Raw genomic sequence first — 16264 nt, 5'->3', positions numbered from 1 at the left:
CCGGTGACCCGGGAAGCGGTGAACGGCACGCGGGGGACCGGTAGGCTGGGCCCATGGAATTTCTCATTGCCCTCGTGGTCATCGCGGCGGTGGTCTACGCGATCGTGCGGTTGCGCAAGACCTTCCGCAGCGAGATCGGCCGTGCCAAGCGCATCAAGCGCGCGAACGACTCCGACCGTTGAGCTCCATGAGCCCTCAGAGCAACAACGCCGAGCCCCGCGCGGATACCGCGACTCCCGGTACGTCGAGTGCTGGAGCACCGGCCGCCGGTCTCGACCGCGGGACCCTGATGCCCGGGCCCCGAGCCCTGTACCGGTTCTTCGCCACGGCGGAGATGGGCACCTGGGCCCTGCTGATCCTGGCCATGATCCTGAAGTACTCCGGTACCACCGACGCGTTGATGACGGTGGGCGGAGGACTGCACGGCTTCGTTTTCCTCTGCTACTGCGTGGTCAGCGTGGGCGTCTGGGTCAACCAGCGGTGGACTGCCGGTCGGGGTGCGGCCGCCGTGCTCCTGGCCGTGGTGCCCTTCGCCACCCTGCCGTTCGAGCATTCGCTGGCCAAGCGCGGTGAGCCGGACGCCACCTGGCGCCTGGTGGACGGGCGGAGTCCGCGGCCGGCCGGGTTCTGGGAGTCGCTGGAAGCCTGGGTCCTGCGTCACGTGATCCTGGCCGCGGTACTGGTGGTGGCCGCCGTCGCGGTGGTGTTCTCCCTGCTGTTGCTCGCGGGACCGCCGGGAGAATGGTTCAGCTGAACTGGTGCTGAGCTGGTGCTGAGCTGGTTCTGGAGCTGGCTCAGCGGCCGTCCAGGGCCGGAACTGCGCCGATCCTGCGCCGAAATAGAGCGTGCACCGCGGGTGAATTCGCGCCTGCGGCATGGATCTGTCATACTGGATCAGTTGCTCAAGCACTTGGGCGTGTGTGGAGCTGTGTCGCGGATGTTCTCCGGGGCCAACCACTCCGCCGTTCAAGACCAAATACAACACATAATCCCCATCAGGATCAGGCGGTCCTGTGATCTGCTGTGTCTCTGGCATGGTGAATGCCTGCGGAGCAGATCGCGACACGCCCGACCGCGTGGGTCGATGCCCCGGCAGGGCGAGGAACCCGGACTATCCGGATTCGGTCTGCGTGGGTGGATAAAGAAGCGCGGGACCGGTTCACCGGGCCCGTTGCGAACAGGGACAGGTACGGACAACAAGTACGAAAGAGGCATGACGCCATGGCGGGACAGAAAATCCGCATCCGGCTGAAGTCGTATGACCACGAGGTCATTGACACTTCGGCTCGGAAGATCGTCGACACGGTCACGCGCGCAGGAGCAACGGTGGTGGGCCCCGTGCCGCTGCCGACTGAGAAGAACGTGTACGTCGTGATCCGCTCTCCCCACAAGTACAAGGACAGCCGCGAGCACTTTGAGATGCGCACGCACAAGCGGCTGATCGACATCATCGATCCGACGCCGAAGGCCGTTGACTCGCTCATGCGTCTCGACCTGCCGGCCGACGTCAACATCGAAATCAAGCTCTGAGAGGGAGGTGCTGAGAAACTATGACCATCATGCGTAATGTCAAGGGCCTGTTGGGCACGAAGCTCGGCATGACCCAGGTCTGGGATGCAGACAACAAGCTCATCCCCGTCACTGTCGTCCAAGCCGAATCCAACGTCGTGACCCAGCTGCGGAACGCGGAAGCCAATGGCTACTCCGCCGTGCAGATCGCCTACGGGGCGATCGATCCGCGCAAGGTCACCAAGCCGCTCGCCGGCCACTTCGAGGCCGCAGGGGTCACCCCGCGCCGCCACGTGGTCGAGCTGCGGACCGCTGACTCCGCCGAGTACACGCTCGGACAGGATCTCACCGTGGAGGTCTTCGAGGCCGGCCAGAAGGTCGACGTCATCGGGACCACCAAGGGCAAGGGCTTCGCCGGTGTTATGAAGCGTCACGGCTTCGCCGGCGTCAGCGCCTCCCACGGCGCCCACAAGAACCACCGCAAGCCGGGTTCCGTCGGTGGCGCCTCCACCCCGGGCCGCGTCTTCAAGGGCCAGAAGTTGCCTGGCCGCATGGGCGCCGTCCGCCAGACCACCCAGAACCTCACGCTCCACGGCATCGACGTGGAGAAGAACCTGCTGCTGATCAAGGGCGCCGTCCCGGGTCCTCGCGGCCGGGTCGTCCTGGTTCGCACCGCAGTGAAGGGAGCATGAGCAGATGGCTACCGAATCTAACGCAGCCAACACCGCTTCGGTCGTCGCCGTGGATCTCCCCGCCGAGATCTTCGACGTCCAGTCCAACGTGCCGTTGATGCACCAGGTCGTGGTGGCCCAGCTGGCCGCCGCCCGCCAGGGCACGCACAAGGTCAAGCGTCGGGGCGAGGTCTCCGGCGCCGGCCGCAAGCCGTTCAAGCAGAAGGGCACCGGCCGCGCCCGTCAGGGTTCGATCCGCGCTCCGCAGATGACCGGTGGCGGTGTGGTCCACGGCCCCGAGCCGCGCGACTACTCCCAGCGCACCCCCAAGAAGATGAAGGCCGCCGCACTGCGTGGCGCCCTCTCCGACCGGGCCCGTAACGACCGCGTCCACGTGATCGAGGAACTGGTTGCGGCCGGAACCCCGAACACCAAGGCGGCCAAGTCCGCTCTGGCATCGCTGACCACAGGCCGTAAGAACATCCTGCTGGTCATCGAGCGTGCCGACGACGCCGCGGCGCTGAGCGCCCGCAACCTGGAGTCGGTGCACACCCTGTACTTCGACCAGCTGAACACGTACGACGTGCTGGTCAGCGATGACGTGGTCTTCACCCGCGCCGCCTATGAGGGCTTCGTGGCCCAGGCAGCCGCGAAGGCCAGCGCACAGAAGGAGGATGCCAAGTGAGCGGCTCCATCAACAAGAACCCCCGCGACGTGGTCATTGCCCCGGTCGTGTCGGAAAAGAGCTACGGCCTGATCGATGAGGGTAAGTACACCTTCCTGGTCGACCCGCGCTCCAACAAGACCGAGATCAAGCAGGCGGTGGAGTCCATCTTCTCCGTCAAGGTTGACTCGATCAATACCCTGAATCGTGCCGGCAAGCGTAAGCGCACCAAGTTCGGTTGGGGCTCTCGCAAGAGCACCAAGCGAGCGGTCGTAACGCTCAAAGAGGGCACGATTGACATCTTCGGAGGTCCGCTCGCCTGAGGCGTAGCGGAGACCACTTAATCGAGGAACTGACACATGGCTATCCGTAAATACAAGCCGACCACCCCGGGCCTTCGCGGCTCGTCCGTGGCCGACTTCGCAGAAATCACCCGGACCACCCCGGAGAAGTCGCTGCTCCGTCCGCTCACCAAGAGCGGCGGACGCAACAACTCCGGCAAGATCACCACCCGCCACAAGGGCGGCGGTCACAAGCGCCAGTACCGAGTCATCGACTTCCGTCGTCATGACAAGGACGGCGTTCCCGCCAAGGTCGCTCACATCGAGTACGACCCGAACCGGACCGCTCGCATCGCCCTGCTCCACTACGTGGACGGCACCAAGCGCTACATCCTGGCCCCGGCCAAGCTGAACCAGGGTGACATGGTTGAGGCCGGCGCCACCGCGGACATCAAGCCCGGCAACAACCTGCCGCTGCGCAACATGCCCCTCGGCACCGTCATCCACGCCGTGGAACTTCGTCCCGGCGGCGGTGCCAAGTTGGCCCGCTCCGCCGGTTCGTCCATCCAGCTGGTGGCTCGCGAGGGCAAGTACGCCCAGCTGCGTCTGCCCTCCGGCGAGATCCGCAACGTCGATGTGCGCTGCCGCGCCACCGTCGGCGAGGTCGGCAACGCCGAGCAGTCGAACATCAACTGGGGCAAGGCCGGCCGCATGCGGTGGAAGGGCGTTCGCCCGACCGTCCGCGGCGTGGTCATGAACCCCGTCGACCACCCCCACGGTGGTGGCGAGGGCAAGACCTCCGGTGGTCGTCACCCGGTCAACCCCAATGGCAAGCTAGAGGGCCGCACCCGCCGCCCCAACAAGGAAAGCGACAAGCTCATCGTGCGCCGTCGCCGTTCCGGCAAGAACAAGCGATAGGAGCGGAGGAGACATGCCACGCAGCCTGAAGAAGGGTCCCTTCGTCGACCAGCACCTCTACCTCAAGGTGGATGCTGAGAACGAAAAGGGCACGAAGAACGTCATCAAGACCTGGTCCCGCCGGTCCATGATCATCCCCGACATGCTCGGCCACACGATCGCGGTGCACGACGGGCGTAAGCACGTCCCGGTGTTCATCACCGAGTCGATGGTCGGGCACAAGCTCGGCGAGTTTGCCCAGACGCGGACCTACCGCGGTCACGTGAAAGACGACCGGAAGGGCAAGCGCCGCTGACGCGGGGCTTGACCGTCCGAGAACTCGAAAGAAGGAAAGCAATGGAAGCCAAGGCAATTGCGCGCCACCTGCGTGTAACGCCGATGAAGGCCCGGCGCGTCGTCAACCTTGTCCGTGGCAGGCAGGCGAACGAAGCGCTGGCCATCCTGAAGTTCGCCCAGCAGGGCGCTTCGGAGCCGGTATACAAGCTGGTCGCCTCCGCGGTGGCCAACGCCCGGGTCAAGGCCGACCGTGAGGGTCTGGCGTTCAACGAGGACGCCCTGTTCATCACCGAGGCCTTCGTCGACGAAGGACCGACCATGAAGCGATTCCAGCCGCGTGCCCAGGGCCGCGCCGGACGCATCAACAAGCGCACCAGCCACGTGACCGTGGTCGTTGCCACCGAGGAAGAGAAGGGGAAGTAGCCCATGGGTCAGAAGATCAACCCGAACGGTTTCCGCCTCGGCATCACCACCGACCATGTCTCGCACTGGTTCGCTGACTCCAGCAAGGAAGGCCAGCGGTACAAGGACTTCCTGAAGGAAGACATCAAGATCCGCGAGCTGATGACGCACGGTATGGAGCGTGCCGGCATCTCGAAGGTGGAGATCGAGCGGACCCGTGACCGTGTGCGGGTGGACATCCACACCGCACGTCCCGGCATCGTCATCGGTCGCCGTGGCGCCGAAGCCGACCGCATCCGCGGTGAGCTCGAGAAGCTCACCGCCAAGCAGATCCAGCTGAACATCCTCGAGGTCAAGAACCCCGAGGTGGACGCCCAGCTGGTCGCCCAGGGTGTGGCCGAGCAGCTCGCCTCTCGCGTGGCCTTCCGTCGGGCCATGAAGAAGGCCATCCAGTCCGCCACCCGTGCCGGTGCTCAGGGCATCCGTATCCAGTGCGCCGGTCGCCTGGGTGGCGCTGAGATGTCCCGCTCGGAGTTCTACCGCGAAGGCCGTGTGCCGCTGCACACCCTGCGCGCGAACATCGATTTCGGCAAGTTCGAAGCCAAGACCACCTTCGGCCGCATCGGCGTGAAGGTCTGGATCTACAAGGGCGACCTGACGGCCAAGGAATTGGCCGCCAAGGAAGCTGCTGCACCGTCCGGCCGTGGTGGCCGCGGTGGCGACCGCCGTGGCCCTGGTGGCCCCGGTGGTGGCGACCGCCGTCGTCGCCCCGAGCGCGCTCCGCGTCAGGACTCGGCTGCTGCAGGCACCTCTGCGCCCGCTGAAGGAGGCAATGCCTGATGTTGATTCCCCGTCGAGTCAAGCACCGCAAGCAGCACCACCCGAAGCGTTCGGGGATGGCGAAGGGCGGCACCACCGTCACCTTCGGCGAGTGGGGCATCCAGGCCATGACTCCGGCCTATGTCACCAACCGTCAGATCGAGTCCGCCCGTATTGCCATGACGCGCTACATCAAGCGTGGCGGCAACGTGTGGATCAACATCTACCCCGACCGTCCGATCACCAAGAAGCCTGCCGAGACCCGCATGGGTTCCGGTAAGGGTTCCCCCGAGTGGTGGGTCGCCAACGTCAAGCCGGGTCGTGTGCTCTTCGAGCTCTCCGGCGTCAGCGAGGACGTGGCCCGCGAGGCGCTGCGACTGGCTATGCACAAGCTGCCGTTGAAGGCACGTATCGTCCGCCGAGAGGGTGGTGAGTGATCATGGCTACCGGTTCGAAGGAACTGAACGTCGAGGCCCTGGATGGCCTGGACAACGCCCGTCTGGCCGAGGAGCTCAAGCGCTCCAAGGAGGAACTGTTCAACCTCCGTTTCCAGTCGGCCACCGGCCAGCTGGACAACCATGGCCGGTTGAAGACCGTCAAGCGTGACATCGCACGGATCTACACGATCCTGCGGGAGCGCGAGCTCGGTCTCCGCGAGGACGTCGAGGCTCCGGCCGAGGACGTCAAGGCTGACAAGAAGGCCAAGAAGGCTGCCAAGTCCGCCGACACCGAGAACACCGAGAAGACCGAGGAGGAGGCCAAGTGACTGAGAACGCCAACGCATCCGTGAACGACGACGCCACTGCAGCCGCTGCCGCCGGTACTGCCGGTGAGACCGAGCGTAACGACCGCAAGTCCGTGCGCGGCATCGTCGTGTCGGACAAGATGGACAAGACCATCGTGGTGCAGGTCCAGGACCTGAAGAAGCACGCCCTGTACGGCAAGGTGCTGCGGACCTCCAAGAAGCTGAAGGCCCACGACGAGGAGAACTCGGCCGGCATCGGCGACCGCGTGGTCCTCTCCGAGACCCGTCCGGTCTCCGCCACCAAGCGGTGGCGCCTGGTCGAGATCACCGAGCGCGCCAAGTAGTCTGCGCTCCGCCTCAGATCTCGGGTCCAACAACCCAGCACGACGTCGGCCGGTCACCTTCCCTGCGGAAGGGGCCGGCCGTCGTCGTCCCCGGGTTGATCTCCGGTTGAGGGGCAGCTCGAGTTGAGGGACAACCAGTGTGGATTAACCCCCGTGGCGCGGATGCGCTAGGATAGAGTGTCTGTGCGCCCTTGTTGGCGGGACCATCCATCCCGCGCGCCGAGGGTTTCGCAAAACTTCTCGATCAGCCGCCTCGGCCCTGCCCTGCGGATTGACGGTTGTTGCAGCGCCGGTTCCTGTCTGACAGGGGGACCGGAAGGCTCTGCAGCCGGCTCTCTCGCCATGGGGGAGGGGTAAGCGGCCCGGGAACATCAAAATATCCGTTCCGCAAGGCTCGCCCGGCTTCGGGGGAGAACCAGCGCGACGACAGGAGTTATGAGTGATTCAGCAGGAGTCGCGGCTTAAGATCGCTGACAACACCGGTGCCAAGGAAATCTTGACCATCCGTGTTCTCGGTGGATCTGGACGCCGCTATGCAGGTATTGGCGACACCATCGTCGCCACCGTGAAGGACGCCATCCCTGGCGGCAACGTCAAGAAGGGCGACGTCGTCAAGGCTGTCATCGTGCGGACCAAGAAGGAGCGTCGGCGTCCCGATGGTTCCTACATCAAGTTCGACGAGAACGCCGCCGTCATCCTCAAGACCGACGGCGAGCCGCGAGGCACCCGCATCTTCGGCCCCGTGGGTCGCGAGCTGCGTGACAAGAAGTTCATGAAGATCGTGTCACTGGCACCGGAGGTGATCTGACCACTATGGCAAAGATCAAGAAGGACGATCTCGTCCAGATCATCGCCGGCAAGGACAAGGGCAAGCAGGGCAAGGTCCTGCGGGTCTTCCCGTCCCGTGACCGCGTGTTGGTGGAGGGCGTCAACCGCGTCACCAAGCACCTGCGCGCCGGCCAGAACAACAACGGATCCACCGAAGGCGGCCTGCAGGTCGTCGAGGCACCCGTGCACGTGTCCAACGTGGCGGTTGTGGATCCCGAGACCAAGAAGCCGACCCGCGTGGGTTACCGCTTCGAGACCGTTGAGAAGAACGGCGAGTCGAAGACCGTCAAGGTCCGCTTCGCCAAGGCTTCCGGAAAGGTGCTGTGATGACTGAGACCACTGAAGCAGCAGCAACCCCTGCGGAAGCCCCGATCACGGTGCGCCCGCGTCTGAAGACCAGGTACCGCGAAGAGATTCGCAACACCCTTCAGGAAGAGTTCGGCTACCCCAACACCATGCAGATCCCCGGTCTGGTGAAGGTCGTGGTGAACATGGGCGTCGGCGAGGCCGCCAAGGACTCGAAGATCATCGACGGTGCCATCCGCGATCTGACCCAGATCACGGGTCAGAAGCCGCAGGTGACCAAGGCCCGCAAGTCCATCGCGCAGTTCAAGCTGCGTGAGGGCATGCCGATCGGCACCCACGCGACCCTGCGTGGCGACCGCATGTGGGAGTTCCTGGACCGCCTCGTCACCCTGGCGCTGCCGCGTATCCGTGACTTCCGCGGCCTGTCCCCGAAGCAGTTCGACGGCAACGGCAACTACACCTTCGGTCTGGCTGAGCAGTCGGTCTTCCACGAGATCGACCAGGACAAGATCGACCGCGTGCGCGGCATGGACATCACTGTGGTGACCACCGCCAAGAACGACGACGAAGGCCGTGCCCTGCTCAAGGCGCTCGGTTTCCCGTTCCAGTCGAACGAACCCCAGACCGCCCAGAAGTAAAGATCTACGTTGCAGGTCCCCACCGGTGTAGGCCGAACGGGGAAACCGTAGCGAGGAAGGGCACGAAGCCCACATGACCATGACAGATCCTGTCGCAGATATGTTGACGCGTCTGCGCAATGCCAACTCGGCCTTCCACGACTCCGTGGAAATGCCGTCGTCCAAGCTGAAGATTCGCGTGGCTGACATCCTCAAGAACGAGGGTTACATCGCCGAATACACCGAAGAGGATGCCCCGGTGGGCAAGAAGCTCGTCATCGAGCTGAAGTTCAGTCCTCAGCGTGAGCGGGCCATTGCCGGCCTGCGCCGTATCTCCAAGCCCGGACTGCGCGTCTACGCGAAGTCCACCAACCTCCCGCATGTGCTGGGCGGCCTGGGGATTGCCATCCTGTCCACCTCCTCCGGTCTGCTCACCGACCGTCAGGCAGCCAAGAAGGGCGTGGGTGGGGAAGTCCTCGCCTACGTCTGGTAACGGCGAGTACGGAAGAAAGGTAGAACAGACATGTCACGTATTGGACGTCTTCCGATCACCGTGCCGTCCGGCGTCGAGATCAAGGTCGACGGCGACACTGTTGCCGTCAAGGGCCCCAAGGGCGAGCTGAGCCATGTGATGGCCAGCCCGATCGGGGTCTCGTTCGAGGAGGGCATCATCACGGTGACCCGCCCCGACGACGAGCGCGAATCGCGTTCGCTCCACGGTCTCACCCGCACGCTGATCTCGAACATGATCGTCGGTGTCACCGACGGTTACGAGAAGAAGCTCGAAGTCATCGGCACCGGTTACCGCGTGCTGGCCAAGGGCTCGGACCTCGAGTTCGCGCTCGGCTACTCCCACCCCGTTCCCGTCAAGGCACCTGAAGGCATCTCCTTCGCGGTCGAGGGCAACAAGGTGACCGTGGCCGGCATCGACAAGCAGCGCGTCGGCGAGACCGCTGCCAACATCCGCAAGCTGCGCCGTCCCGACCCGTACAAGGGCAAGGGCGTTCGTTACGCAGGCGAGGTTATTCGCCGCAAGGCCGGAAAGGCAGGTAAGTAATGTCCACGCTGAAAGTGAAGGGCAAGGGGAAGTACGTCTCCCGCACCCGCCGCCACTTGCGCGTCCGCAAGCGGATTTCCGGCACTGCCATCCGTCCCCGCCTGGTGGTCAACCGCTCGGCACGGCACATGTTCGTGCAGCTGGTGGACGACACCCGCGGCGTGACGCTGGCCTCGGCCTCCACCATGGAAGCCGACCTGCGCGCGCTCGAGGGCGACAAGTCCGTCAAGGCCAAGAAGGTCGGCGAGCTGATGGCCGAGCGCGCCAAGGCTGCCGGCATCGAGGCCGTGGTCTTCGACCGTGGCGGCAACAAGTACCACGGCCGTGTGGCCGCCGTCGCTGACGGCGCCCGGGAAGGTGGGCTGAAGCTGTGAGCGAGACGAACACCGAGAGCAACAAGAAGGACACTCAGGTGACCGAAAACACCGAGAACACTGCCGTGGTCGCCGCGTCGGAGACTGCTGGCGGTTCCGCCAGCCAGTCCACCGAGGCTGCTGGCCGGGGCGGCCGTGGCGGCAACGACCGCGGTGGCCGTGGCGGCAGCGGCGGCGGTGGTCGCGGTGGTAATGACCGCGGTGGCCGTGGCGGCAATGACCGTGGTGGCCGTGGCGGTCGCGATGACGACAAGGACAAGTTCCTTGAGCGCGTCGTGGCCATCAACCGCGTGTCCAAGGTCGTGAAGGGCGGACGTCGGTTCTCCTTCACCGCCCTCGTGGTGGTGGGCGACGGCGACGGTATGGTCGGCGTCGGGTACGGCAAGGCCAAGGAAGTTCCGGCAGCCATCCAGAAGGGTGTGGAAGAGGCCAAGAAGTCCTTCTTCCGCGTTCCCCGCGTCGGCACCACCATCCCGCACCTGGTGCAGGGTGAGGATGCCGCCGGTGTGGTGCTCCTGCGTCCGGCGTCCCCGGGTACCGGCGTGATCGCCGGTGGTCCGGTCCGCGCCGTGCTGGAGTGCGCCGGTGTCCACGATGTGCTGTCCAAGTCGATGGGCTCAGCCAACGTGATCAACATCATCCGCGGCACCGTGGCCGCCCTCAAGATGCTGGAGGAGCCGCAGTCCGTGGCAGCCCGTCGTGGCAAGCCCCTGGACGAGGTTGCTCCGCATGCGATGCTCCGCACCATCGAGGAGGATCGCGCCAAGAAGAGCGCAGACAAGGCAGGTGCGGCATCCCGTGGCTAATTTCAGCACCCGGAAGAACGTCGCCGTGAGCGACGCCACTCTGGAAATCACCCAGACCAAGTCCGTCATCGGCGGCAAGCAGAACCACCGGGACACCTTGCGGTCCCTCGGTCTGAAGCGCATCGGCCACACGGTCACCCGCTCAGCCGATGCGGTCACCGTAGGCATGGTCAACACCGTGCCGCACCTGGTGAATGTGGAGGAGATCAACAATGGCTGACGAAATTCAGGACGCCATCAGGGTCCAGGACCTACGTCCGGCCCCCGGCGCCAAGAAGTCCAAGACCCGTGTGGGTCGTGGCCATGGTTCCAAGGGCAAGACGGCAGGCCGCGGTATGAAGGGCACCAAGGCGCGTTACCAGGTGAAGGCCGGCTTCGAAGGCGGCCAGCTGCCGCTGCACATGCGCCTGCCGAAGCTGCGTGGGTTCAAGAACCCGTTCAAGGTCGAGTACCAGGTCGTGAACCTGGACAAGCTGTCGGAGAACTTCTCGACCGGCGGCGATGTGACCGTGGACGCCCTCGTGGACAAGGGCCTGGTCCGCAAGAACCAGCCCGTCAAGGTCCTCGGCACCGGCGAGGTCTCCGTGGCGCTGAACGTGAAGGCCAACGCCTTCTCGTCCTCCGCCATCGAGAAGATCTCGGCTGCCGGCGGATCCACCGAGACCGTCTGATAGTCCTGTGACGGTTTGATGCACCGACGTAGGCCCCCGGGCCGCTGTTCCACGTGGAGTCCATGTGGGGGAGCGGCACGGGGGCCTTCTTCTTTCCGATAGACTCGCTCAGTGGTTCACTGGGCCACCCCTCACTGACCACAACATCAGCTGGCCCCCAGCACAGCAACCCCACCACCAGGAGGACGCTTGTTCAGCGCGATTGCCCGGGTTTTCCGGACGCCCGACCTGCGGCGAAAGATCTGGTTCACCCTCGGGATCGTCGTCATCTACCGGATCGGTGCCTTCGTCCCGACTCCCGGTGTCGACTACGGGACCGTCCAGGTCTGCCTCGACCAGGGCAACACCTCCGGTGGGCTCTACTCCTTCGTGAACATGTTCTCCGGCGGCGCCATGCTGCAGGTGTCCGTCTTCGCGCTCGGCATCATGCCGTACATCACGGCCGCCATCATCGTGCAGTTGCTGCGCGTGGTGATCCCCCGCTTCGAGGAGCTGCAGAAGGAAGGGGCGCAGGGCCAGTCGAAGCTGACCCAGTACACGCGCTACCTCACCGTGGCCCTGGCCCTCTTGAACGCCACCACCATCGTCTCGCTGGCACGCACCGGCGCACTGCTCGGCTGTAACCTGCCGATCGTGCCGGATGACAGCCTGTGGACCATCCTGCTGATGATCATCACCCTGACCTCGGGCACCGTCATGATCATGTGGCTGGGTGAGCTCATCACCGAACGTGGCGTCGGCAACGGCATGTCCCTGCTGATCTTCCTGTCCATCGCCGCCGGCTTCCCGGCCGGTCTGGGACAGATCTGGACCACCCAGGGTTGGCGCGTGTTCGGCATCGTGATGATCGTCGGGCTGCTGACCATCATGGCAGTGGTGTTCGTGGAGGAGTCCCAGCGCCGCGTTCCCGTGCAGTACGCCAAGCGCCAGATCGGCCGACGCACCGTGGGTGGGACCACCACGTACATCCCGATCAAGGTCAACATGGCCGGCGTGATCCCCGTGATCTTCGCGTCCTCGATCATGATGCTCCCGGGCATCCTCATCCAGTTCAACACCCCACAGGACGGCAGCAACCCTCCGGGGTGGATCCTGTTCCTCTCCGAGTACTTCGGCACCGGTTCCCACCCGGTCTACATGGCCATGTTCTTCCTGCTGACGATCGGCTTCACGTACTTCTACGTGACGATCACGTTCAACCCGGTCGAGATCAGCGACAACATGAAGAAATACGGCGGCTTCATCCCGGGCGTCCGCGCAGGTGGGCCCACGGAGAAGTACCTGGAGTACGTCATCAGCCGGATCACCTTCCCCGGTGCCCTGTACCTTGGTGTCTTGGCGATGATCCCGATGATCGCCTTCGTGCTGATCAATGCCGACCAGAACTTCCCGTTCGGTGGCATCTCCATCCTCATCATGGTGGGTGTTGCGCTGCAGACCATCAAGCAGATCAACGCCCAGATGGAGCAGCACAACTACGAGGGCCTGCTGCGGTAGATTCCTGCCACAGCTGGGCGGTGGCTGTCCTGCTCCATCCGCTCCGGCCCCGTCCGCGCGTACCCGATCCCCAGACGTACTCCTGAACAACGAAAAATGCTGATCGACAGTAAGGAATACCTATGACCCGCATGCTGATCATGGGCCCTCCCGGGTCCGGCAAGGGCACTCAGGCTTCCCGCATCGCGGACAAGCTCGGCATCGTGGCTATCTCCACGGGCGATATCTTCCGGTTCAACGTCAAGGAAATGACGGCTCTGGGCAAGGAAGCCAAGAAGTACATGGACAACGGAGACTTCGTCCCGGACGAGGTGACCAACCGGATGGTGGCCGACCGCATCCGACAGTCCGATGCCGAACACGGCTTCCTGCTGGACGGCTACCCGCGCACCGCCGGTCAGGTGGAGGCCCTGGACGGGTTCCTCACCGAGGACGGACAGGCCCTGAACGTGGTCATCGAGCTCACCGTTCCGGATGACGAGCTGGTCACCCGGCTGCTGGGCCGGGCCGAGAGTGAGGGCCGCGCCGATGACACCAAGGAGGTCATCCAGCACCGCCTGGACCTCTACCACGAGCAGACCGCAGCCGTGATCGAGTCCTACGTGGGCCGCGGCATCGTGGCCCGCGTGGACGGCAGCGGTCAGATCGATGACATCACCGAGAGCCTGCTGCAGGCCGTGTACTCCGTGCGCGAACGGACCGGCAACCTGCCGATCGTCGAGCCGGTGGGCGACGGCGACGCCTCGAACCCCGAGTAGCCCCCGCCGGGTCACCCGCCAGACCACCCCTTCCGAGAGAATCGAGCACCGCCACCGATGAGCCGTCGCCAGGTCGAGCTGAAGACCGTCCCGCAGATGCAGACCATGCAGCGCGCGGGGCTCGTCCTACACCGAGCCCTGGACGCGGCGGTGGCGGCCTCGGTCCCGGGCACGACGACGGCCGCGGTAGACGCCGTGTTCGCTTCCGTTCTCGAAGGGGCTGGCGCCACCCCCAACTTCCTCGGGTACTACGGCTATCCCAAGACCATCTGCGCCTCGGTCAACGAGGAGGTGGTCCACGGGATCCCGGGGGAGCGGGTGCTGCAGGTCGGGGACGTGCTCAAGATCGACGGTGGGTGCATCATCGACGGCTGGCACTCTGACTCGGCCCGCACCGTGGTGCTGGGCTCCTCCGCGGCAGGCACTGCTGACCCGGAGGACGAGCGACTGTCCGAGGTCACCCGCCAGGCGATGTGGCGGGGGATCGCGGCGCTGGCCACGGCCAAGTACGTGGGGGACATCGGAGACGCCATCGACGACTTCGTCTCGGCGCAGCCGGGAGCCCCGCTGGGCATCCTGCAGGACTACGTGGGACACGGCATCGGTACGGCCATGCACCAGGCCCCGGACGTGCTCAACTACCGGTCCCGGCACCGCGGGCCCAAGGTCAAGCCGGGCCTGTGCCTGGCGATCGAGCCCATGCTCGTGCGCGGGGAACTGGAGACAGACACCCTCGCGGACGACTGGACCGTGGTCACCCGCGACGGCGCGCGCGCCAGCCAGTGGGAGCACTCCGTCGCCCGGCACCCGGGCGGCATCTGGGTGCTGACCCAGCCGGACGGCGGCGCGGCCGAACTGGCCCCGCTCGGCGTGGTGCCCACCCCCCTCGGTGAGTAGTCGGGTAAGGTCCCCGCTTAATTTCACTTCTGCGTCGTAAACCAGTAACATTGCTTGCTGGTTGTCTCTACGGTGCGCCGTGTTCCCCATGTGTCGCGCCTAACCGGTCAACTGGAAACATCCCCGCCTAGTTTCTGCCGTGCACAGGACGAGTCGTTCGCGACGCTTCCCGGGGCGGCTGGAACCCGGCACGACGTAAGTGGAGGACATGGCTAAGAAGGAAGGTGTCATCGAGGTCGAGGGCACGGTCAGCGAACAGTTGCCGAACGCAATGTTTCGCGTCCGCCTGCAGAACGAGCACGTTGTGCTCGCCACGATCTCGGGAAAGATGCGTCAGCACTACATCCGAATCCTCCCTGAGGACCGGGTTGTGGTCGAACTTAGCCCGTATGACCTCAACCGAGGTCGGATCGTGTACCGCTACAAGTAAACCCATCCACCACTAAACAGCAAGCGCTGGAGGAGGAACCATGAAGGTTCAGCCGAGCGTGAAGCGGATCTGTGAAAAGTGCCAGGTGGTGCGCCGTAAGGGCCGCGTCCTGGTGATCTGCGAGAACCCACGCCACAAGCAGCGCCAGGGCTGATTTCGTCTTTCGACGGGATGCTCTACGCGCAGCACCGGTCCACTGAGCACACCACTCACGGGCCAGGTCCAACCGGACCAAACAGCAGCACAGCCGTGATCCACACCTGAGGATCACGGCAACCCCTGGACGCAGAGGCCGGGGACCCGAACCGCGGCAACGCCGGTTGGCGGATTGAAACGTCCGGAGCTTCGCCGGAACCGCCACCAGGGCACCGCAGGGAAGAGATTCCCGCAGTGAGGGGACGTGCTGGTGCAGACCTTTGCTTCAGAAGAACCAGGAGGACGGCCATATGGCACGTCTAGCAGGCGTCGACATCCCGCGCGAGAAGCGCGTCGTCATCGCTCTTACGTACATCTTCGGTGTGGGCCAGACCCGCTCCGAGCAGGCCCTCGCCGCGACCGGGATCGACCCGGGCACCCGCGTCAAGGATCTGTCCGACGATCAGCTGGTTGCACTGCGCGACTACATCGAGACGAACTTCAAGGTGGAGGGTGACCTGCGCCGCGAGGTGGCAGCCGACATCCGCCGCAAGCTGGAGATCGGTTCCTACGAGGGTGTCCGCCACCGCCGCGGCCTGCCCGTCCGTGGCCAGCGCACCAAGACCAACGCCCGTACCCGTAAGGGCCCGAAGAAGACCGTCGCCGGCCGTAAGAAGTAGGCCACGGCGCTCCCGCGCTGTCAGCTCACTTCCCCGCCAGGCGGTCCCTTCCGCACAACACCAGCTTTCGTAGGAGAGACACATGCCCCCCAAGACACGCGCTGCGGTAACCCGCAAGCCTCGTCGTAAGGACAAGAAGAACATCACCGTGGGCCAAGCCCACATCAAGAGCACGTTCAACAACACCATCGTGTCCATCACGGACACCACCGGTGCTGTGATCTCGTGGGCCTCGGCCGGCGACGTGGGGTTCAAGGGCTCCCGCAAGTCCACGCCCTACGCCGCCCAGATGGCCGCTGAGAAGGCTGCCAAGGCCGCTCAGGAGCACGGGCTGCGTAAGGTCGACGTCTTCGTGAAGGGTCCCGGCTCCGGCCGCGAGACCGCGATCCGCTCGCTGCAGGCCGCTGGCCTGGAGGTCGGCTCCATCTCGGACGTCACCCCCGCTGCCCACAACGGTTGCCGCCCGGCCAAGCGCCGCCGCGTCTGACCTCGTACCGAGCGCACGTCCCCGTTTGACGGGGGCGTGCGCCTCGGTGCTCACCAGCCCACCCCATTCGTTTCCACCCATCGTGTGCGTCA

29 protein-coding genes are annotated in these 16264 nt (G+C 65.0%); all 29 read left to right on the top strand.

Features of this window, described 5'->3' with window-relative positions:
* The first annotated feature begins 53 nt into the window (after positions 1-53).
* A complete protein-coding gene (locus ACSU1G_RS29950; protein ID WP_439284525.1) occupies positions 54-182 on the top strand; it encodes a hypothetical protein in 129 nt (42 codons plus the stop codon).
* 5 nt (positions 183-187) lie between these two features.
* Positions 188-754, top strand: a complete 567-nt coding sequence (locus ACSU1G_RS29945) for a DUF3817 domain-containing protein (RefSeq protein WP_439284523.1) — start codon at positions 188-190, stop codon at positions 752-754.
* A 467-nt stretch (positions 755-1221) separates the two neighbouring features.
* Positions 1222-1530 (top strand): 30S ribosomal protein S10, encoded by a 309-nt coding sequence (gene rpsJ / locus ACSU1G_RS29940; protein WP_010145320.1) that lies wholly within the window; start codon positions 1222-1224, stop codon positions 1528-1530.
* Positions 1531-1550: 20 nt separating this feature from the next.
* Positions 1551-2201 carry a 50S ribosomal protein L3 gene (gene rplC / locus ACSU1G_RS29935; RefSeq protein ID WP_439284521.1) on the top strand — a complete coding sequence of 217 codons (651 nt, stop codon included), beginning with the start codon at positions 1551-1553 and terminating at the stop codon, positions 2199-2201.
* 4 nt (positions 2202-2205) lie between these two features.
* Positions 2206-2865, top strand: coding sequence for a 50S ribosomal protein L4 (gene rplD / locus ACSU1G_RS29930; protein ID WP_439284519.1), 660 nt, complete (start codon positions 2206-2208; stop codon positions 2863-2865).
* Positions 2862-3167 carry a 50S ribosomal protein L23 gene (gene rplW, locus ACSU1G_RS29925; protein WP_309811899.1) on the top strand — a complete coding sequence of 102 codons (306 nt, stop codon included), beginning with the start codon at positions 2862-2864 and terminating at the stop codon, positions 3165-3167. Before rplD ends, rplW begins: the two co-directional genes overlap by 4 nt.
* 36 nt (positions 3168-3203) lie before the next feature.
* Positions 3204-4043 carry a 50S ribosomal protein L2 gene (rplB, locus tag ACSU1G_RS29920; RefSeq protein WP_439284517.1) on the top strand — a complete coding sequence of 280 codons (840 nt, stop codon included), beginning with the start codon at positions 3204-3206 and terminating at the stop codon, positions 4041-4043.
* Positions 4044-4056: 13 nt separating this feature from the next.
* A complete protein-coding gene (gene rpsS / locus ACSU1G_RS29915; protein ID WP_309811895.1) occupies positions 4057-4338 on the top strand; it encodes a 30S ribosomal protein S19 in 282 nt (93 codons plus the stop codon).
* Between the two features lie 41 nt (positions 4339-4379).
* Entirely contained in the window at positions 4380-4742 is a 363-nt protein-coding gene (gene rplV / locus ACSU1G_RS29910) for a 50S ribosomal protein L22 (RefSeq protein ID WP_439284514.1), read from the top strand.
* A 3-nt stretch (positions 4743-4745) separates the two neighbouring features.
* Positions 4746-5561 carry a 30S ribosomal protein S3 gene (gene rpsC / locus ACSU1G_RS29905; protein ID WP_439284512.1) on the top strand — a complete coding sequence of 272 codons (816 nt, stop codon included), beginning with the start codon at positions 4746-4748 and terminating at the stop codon, positions 5559-5561.
* Positions 5561-5977 (top strand): 50S ribosomal protein L16, encoded by a 417-nt coding sequence (gene rplP, locus ACSU1G_RS29900; RefSeq protein WP_439284510.1) that lies wholly within the window; start codon positions 5561-5563, stop codon positions 5975-5977. Before rpsC ends, rplP begins: the two co-directional genes overlap by 1 nt.
* 2 nt (positions 5978-5979) lie before the next feature.
* The gene (rpmC, locus tag ACSU1G_RS29895) at positions 5980-6306 is read left to right on the top strand and encodes a 50S ribosomal protein L29 (protein ID WP_439284508.1); all 327 of its coding nucleotides are present in this window, start codon (positions 5980-5982) and stop codon (positions 6304-6306) included.
* 20 nt (positions 6307-6326) lie between these two features.
* Positions 6327-6629 (top strand): 30S ribosomal protein S17, encoded by a 303-nt coding sequence (gene rpsQ, locus ACSU1G_RS29890; RefSeq protein ID WP_439284718.1) that lies wholly within the window; start codon positions 6327-6329, stop codon positions 6627-6629.
* Between the two features lie 439 nt (positions 6630-7068).
* Positions 7069-7437, top strand: a complete 369-nt coding sequence (gene rplN, locus ACSU1G_RS29885) for a 50S ribosomal protein L14 (RefSeq protein WP_115931886.1) — start codon at positions 7069-7071, stop codon at positions 7435-7437.
* 5 nt (positions 7438-7442) lie between these two features.
* On the top strand, positions 7443-7784 hold the full coding sequence (gene rplX, locus ACSU1G_RS29880; RefSeq protein ID WP_439284506.1) for a 50S ribosomal protein L24: 342 nt from the start codon (positions 7443-7445) through the stop codon (positions 7782-7784).
* The gene (rplE, locus tag ACSU1G_RS29875) at positions 7784-8401 is read left to right on the top strand and encodes a 50S ribosomal protein L5 (protein ID WP_439284504.1); all 618 of its coding nucleotides are present in this window, start codon (positions 7784-7786) and stop codon (positions 8399-8401) included. The genes rplX and rplE overlap by 1 nt, the downstream gene beginning before the upstream one ends.
* A gap of 73 nt (positions 8402-8474) precedes the next feature.
* A complete protein-coding gene (gene rpsH, locus ACSU1G_RS29870) occupies positions 8475-8873 on the top strand; it encodes a 30S ribosomal protein S8 (RefSeq protein WP_439284502.1) in 399 nt (132 codons plus the stop codon).
* Positions 8874-8903: 30 nt separating this feature from the next.
* Positions 8904-9437, top strand: a complete 534-nt coding sequence (gene rplF / locus ACSU1G_RS29865) for a 50S ribosomal protein L6 (RefSeq protein WP_439284500.1) — start codon at positions 8904-8906, stop codon at positions 9435-9437.
* The gene (gene rplR / locus ACSU1G_RS29860; RefSeq protein WP_439284498.1) at positions 9437-9811 is read left to right on the top strand and encodes a 50S ribosomal protein L18; all 375 of its coding nucleotides are present in this window, start codon (positions 9437-9439) and stop codon (positions 9809-9811) included. The genes rplF and rplR overlap by 1 nt, the downstream gene beginning before the upstream one ends.
* Complete coding sequence (gene rpsE / locus ACSU1G_RS29855; protein ID WP_439284496.1) at positions 9808-10617, top strand: 30S ribosomal protein S5; 810 nt, start codon at positions 9808-9810, stop codon at positions 10615-10617. The genes rplR and rpsE overlap by 4 nt, the downstream gene beginning before the upstream one ends.
* Positions 10610-10837, top strand: coding sequence for a 50S ribosomal protein L30 (rpmD, locus tag ACSU1G_RS29850; protein ID WP_363356135.1), 228 nt, complete (start codon positions 10610-10612; stop codon positions 10835-10837). The genes rpsE and rpmD overlap by 8 nt, the downstream gene beginning before the upstream one ends.
* Complete coding sequence (gene rplO, locus ACSU1G_RS29845) at positions 10830-11288, top strand: 50S ribosomal protein L15 (protein ID WP_439284494.1); 459 nt, start codon at positions 10830-10832, stop codon at positions 11286-11288. Before rpmD ends, rplO begins: the two co-directional genes overlap by 8 nt.
* 189 nt (positions 11289-11477) lie before the next feature.
* Entirely contained in the window at positions 11478-12785 is a 1308-nt protein-coding gene (gene secY / locus ACSU1G_RS29840; protein WP_439284492.1) for a preprotein translocase subunit SecY, read from the top strand.
* A 122-nt stretch (positions 12786-12907) separates the two neighbouring features.
* A complete protein-coding gene (locus tag ACSU1G_RS29835; RefSeq protein WP_439284491.1) occupies positions 12908-13543 on the top strand; it encodes an adenylate kinase in 636 nt (211 codons plus the stop codon).
* A 57-nt stretch (positions 13544-13600) separates the two neighbouring features.
* Complete coding sequence (gene map / locus ACSU1G_RS29830) at positions 13601-14440, top strand: type I methionyl aminopeptidase (protein WP_439284489.1); 840 nt, start codon at positions 13601-13603, stop codon at positions 14438-14440.
* 208 nt (positions 14441-14648) lie between these two features.
* Complete coding sequence (infA, locus tag ACSU1G_RS29825) at positions 14649-14870, top strand: translation initiation factor IF-1 (RefSeq protein ID WP_439284488.1); 222 nt, start codon at positions 14649-14651, stop codon at positions 14868-14870.
* 40 nt (positions 14871-14910) lie between these two features.
* Positions 14911-15024 (top strand): 50S ribosomal protein L36, encoded by a 114-nt coding sequence (gene rpmJ, locus ACSU1G_RS29820; RefSeq protein ID WP_115931874.1) that lies wholly within the window; start codon positions 14911-14913, stop codon positions 15022-15024.
* A 292-nt stretch (positions 15025-15316) separates the two neighbouring features.
* Complete coding sequence (gene rpsM, locus ACSU1G_RS29815) at positions 15317-15685, top strand: 30S ribosomal protein S13 (RefSeq protein ID WP_439284486.1); 369 nt, start codon at positions 15317-15319, stop codon at positions 15683-15685.
* An 82-nt stretch (positions 15686-15767) separates the two neighbouring features.
* Positions 15768-16172 (top strand): 30S ribosomal protein S11, encoded by a 405-nt coding sequence (gene rpsK, locus ACSU1G_RS29810; RefSeq protein ID WP_439284484.1) that lies wholly within the window; start codon positions 15768-15770, stop codon positions 16170-16172.
* The last annotated feature ends 92 nt before the right edge of the window (positions 16173-16264 follow it).

The organism is Microbacterium sp. A93 (assembly GCF_051842835.1).
The sequence above is the reverse complement of the archived record's forward strand: the minus strand, read 5'-3'. Positions and strand labels throughout refer to the sequence as shown.

Excerpts from the sequence above, each read along its gene's own strand:
- ACSU1G_RS29945 (WP_439284523.1), top strand. The coding sequence starts at position 188 with ATGAGCCCTCAGAGCAACAACGCCGAGCCCCGCGCGGATACCGCGACT.
- ACSU1G_RS29835 (WP_439284491.1), top strand. The coding sequence starts at position 12,908 with ATGACCCGCATGCTGATCATGGGCCCTCCCGGGTCCGGCAAGGGCACT.
- infA (WP_439284488.1), top strand. The coding sequence starts at position 14,649 with ATGGCTAAGAAGGAAGGTGTCATCGAGGTCGAGGGCACGGTCAGCGAA.
- rpmC (WP_439284508.1), top strand. The coding sequence starts at position 5,980 with ATGGCTACCGGTTCGAAGGAACTGAACGTCGAGGCCCTGGATGGCCTG.
- rpsC (WP_439284512.1), top strand. The coding sequence starts at position 4,746 with ATGGGTCAGAAGATCAACCCGAACGGTTTCCGCCTCGGCATCACCACC.
- rpsH (WP_439284502.1), top strand. The coding sequence starts at position 8,475 with ATGACCATGACAGATCCTGTCGCAGATATGTTGACGCGTCTGCGCAAT.
- ACSU1G_RS29950 (WP_439284525.1), top strand. The coding sequence starts at position 54 with ATGGAATTTCTCATTGCCCTCGTGGTCATCGCGGCGGTGGTCTACGCG.
- map (WP_439284489.1), top strand. The coding sequence starts at position 13,601 with ATGAGCCGTCGCCAGGTCGAGCTGAAGACCGTCCCGCAGATGCAGACC.
- rpsS (WP_309811895.1), top strand. The coding sequence starts at position 4,057 with ATGCCACGCAGCCTGAAGAAGGGTCCCTTCGTCGACCAGCACCTCTAC.
- rpsK (WP_439284484.1), top strand. The coding sequence starts at position 15,768 with ATGCCCCCCAAGACACGCGCTGCGGTAACCCGCAAGCCTCGTCGTAAG.
- rpmJ (WP_115931874.1), top strand. The coding sequence starts at position 14,911 with ATGAAGGTTCAGCCGAGCGTGAAGCGGATCTGTGAAAAGTGCCAGGTG.
- rplB (WP_439284517.1), top strand. The coding sequence starts at position 3,204 with ATGGCTATCCGTAAATACAAGCCGACCACCCCGGGCCTTCGCGGCTCG.
- rplF (WP_439284500.1), top strand. The coding sequence starts at position 8,904 with ATGTCACGTATTGGACGTCTTCCGATCACCGTGCCGTCCGGCGTCGAG.
- rpsM (WP_439284486.1), top strand. The coding sequence starts at position 15,317 with ATGGCACGTCTAGCAGGCGTCGACATCCCGCGCGAGAAGCGCGTCGTC.
- rplD (WP_439284519.1), top strand. The coding sequence starts at position 2,206 with ATGGCTACCGAATCTAACGCAGCCAACACCGCTTCGGTCGTCGCCGTG.
- rplE (WP_439284504.1), top strand. The coding sequence starts at position 7,784 with ATGACTGAGACCACTGAAGCAGCAGCAACCCCTGCGGAAGCCCCGATC.
- rplC (WP_439284521.1), top strand. The coding sequence starts at position 1,551 with ATGACCATCATGCGTAATGTCAAGGGCCTGTTGGGCACGAAGCTCGGC.
- rplP (WP_439284510.1), top strand. The coding sequence starts at position 5,561 with ATGTTGATTCCCCGTCGAGTCAAGCACCGCAAGCAGCACCACCCGAAG.
- rplO (WP_439284494.1), top strand. The coding sequence starts at position 10,830 with ATGGCTGACGAAATTCAGGACGCCATCAGGGTCCAGGACCTACGTCCG.
- rplV (WP_439284514.1), top strand. The coding sequence starts at position 4,380 with ATGGAAGCCAAGGCAATTGCGCGCCACCTGCGTGTAACGCCGATGAAG.
- rplX (WP_439284506.1), top strand. The coding sequence starts at position 7,443 with ATGGCAAAGATCAAGAAGGACGATCTCGTCCAGATCATCGCCGGCAAG.
- rpsJ (WP_010145320.1), top strand. The coding sequence starts at position 1,222 with ATGGCGGGACAGAAAATCCGCATCCGGCTGAAGTCGTATGACCACGAG.
- rplR (WP_439284498.1), top strand. The coding sequence starts at position 9,437 with ATGTCCACGCTGAAAGTGAAGGGCAAGGGGAAGTACGTCTCCCGCACC.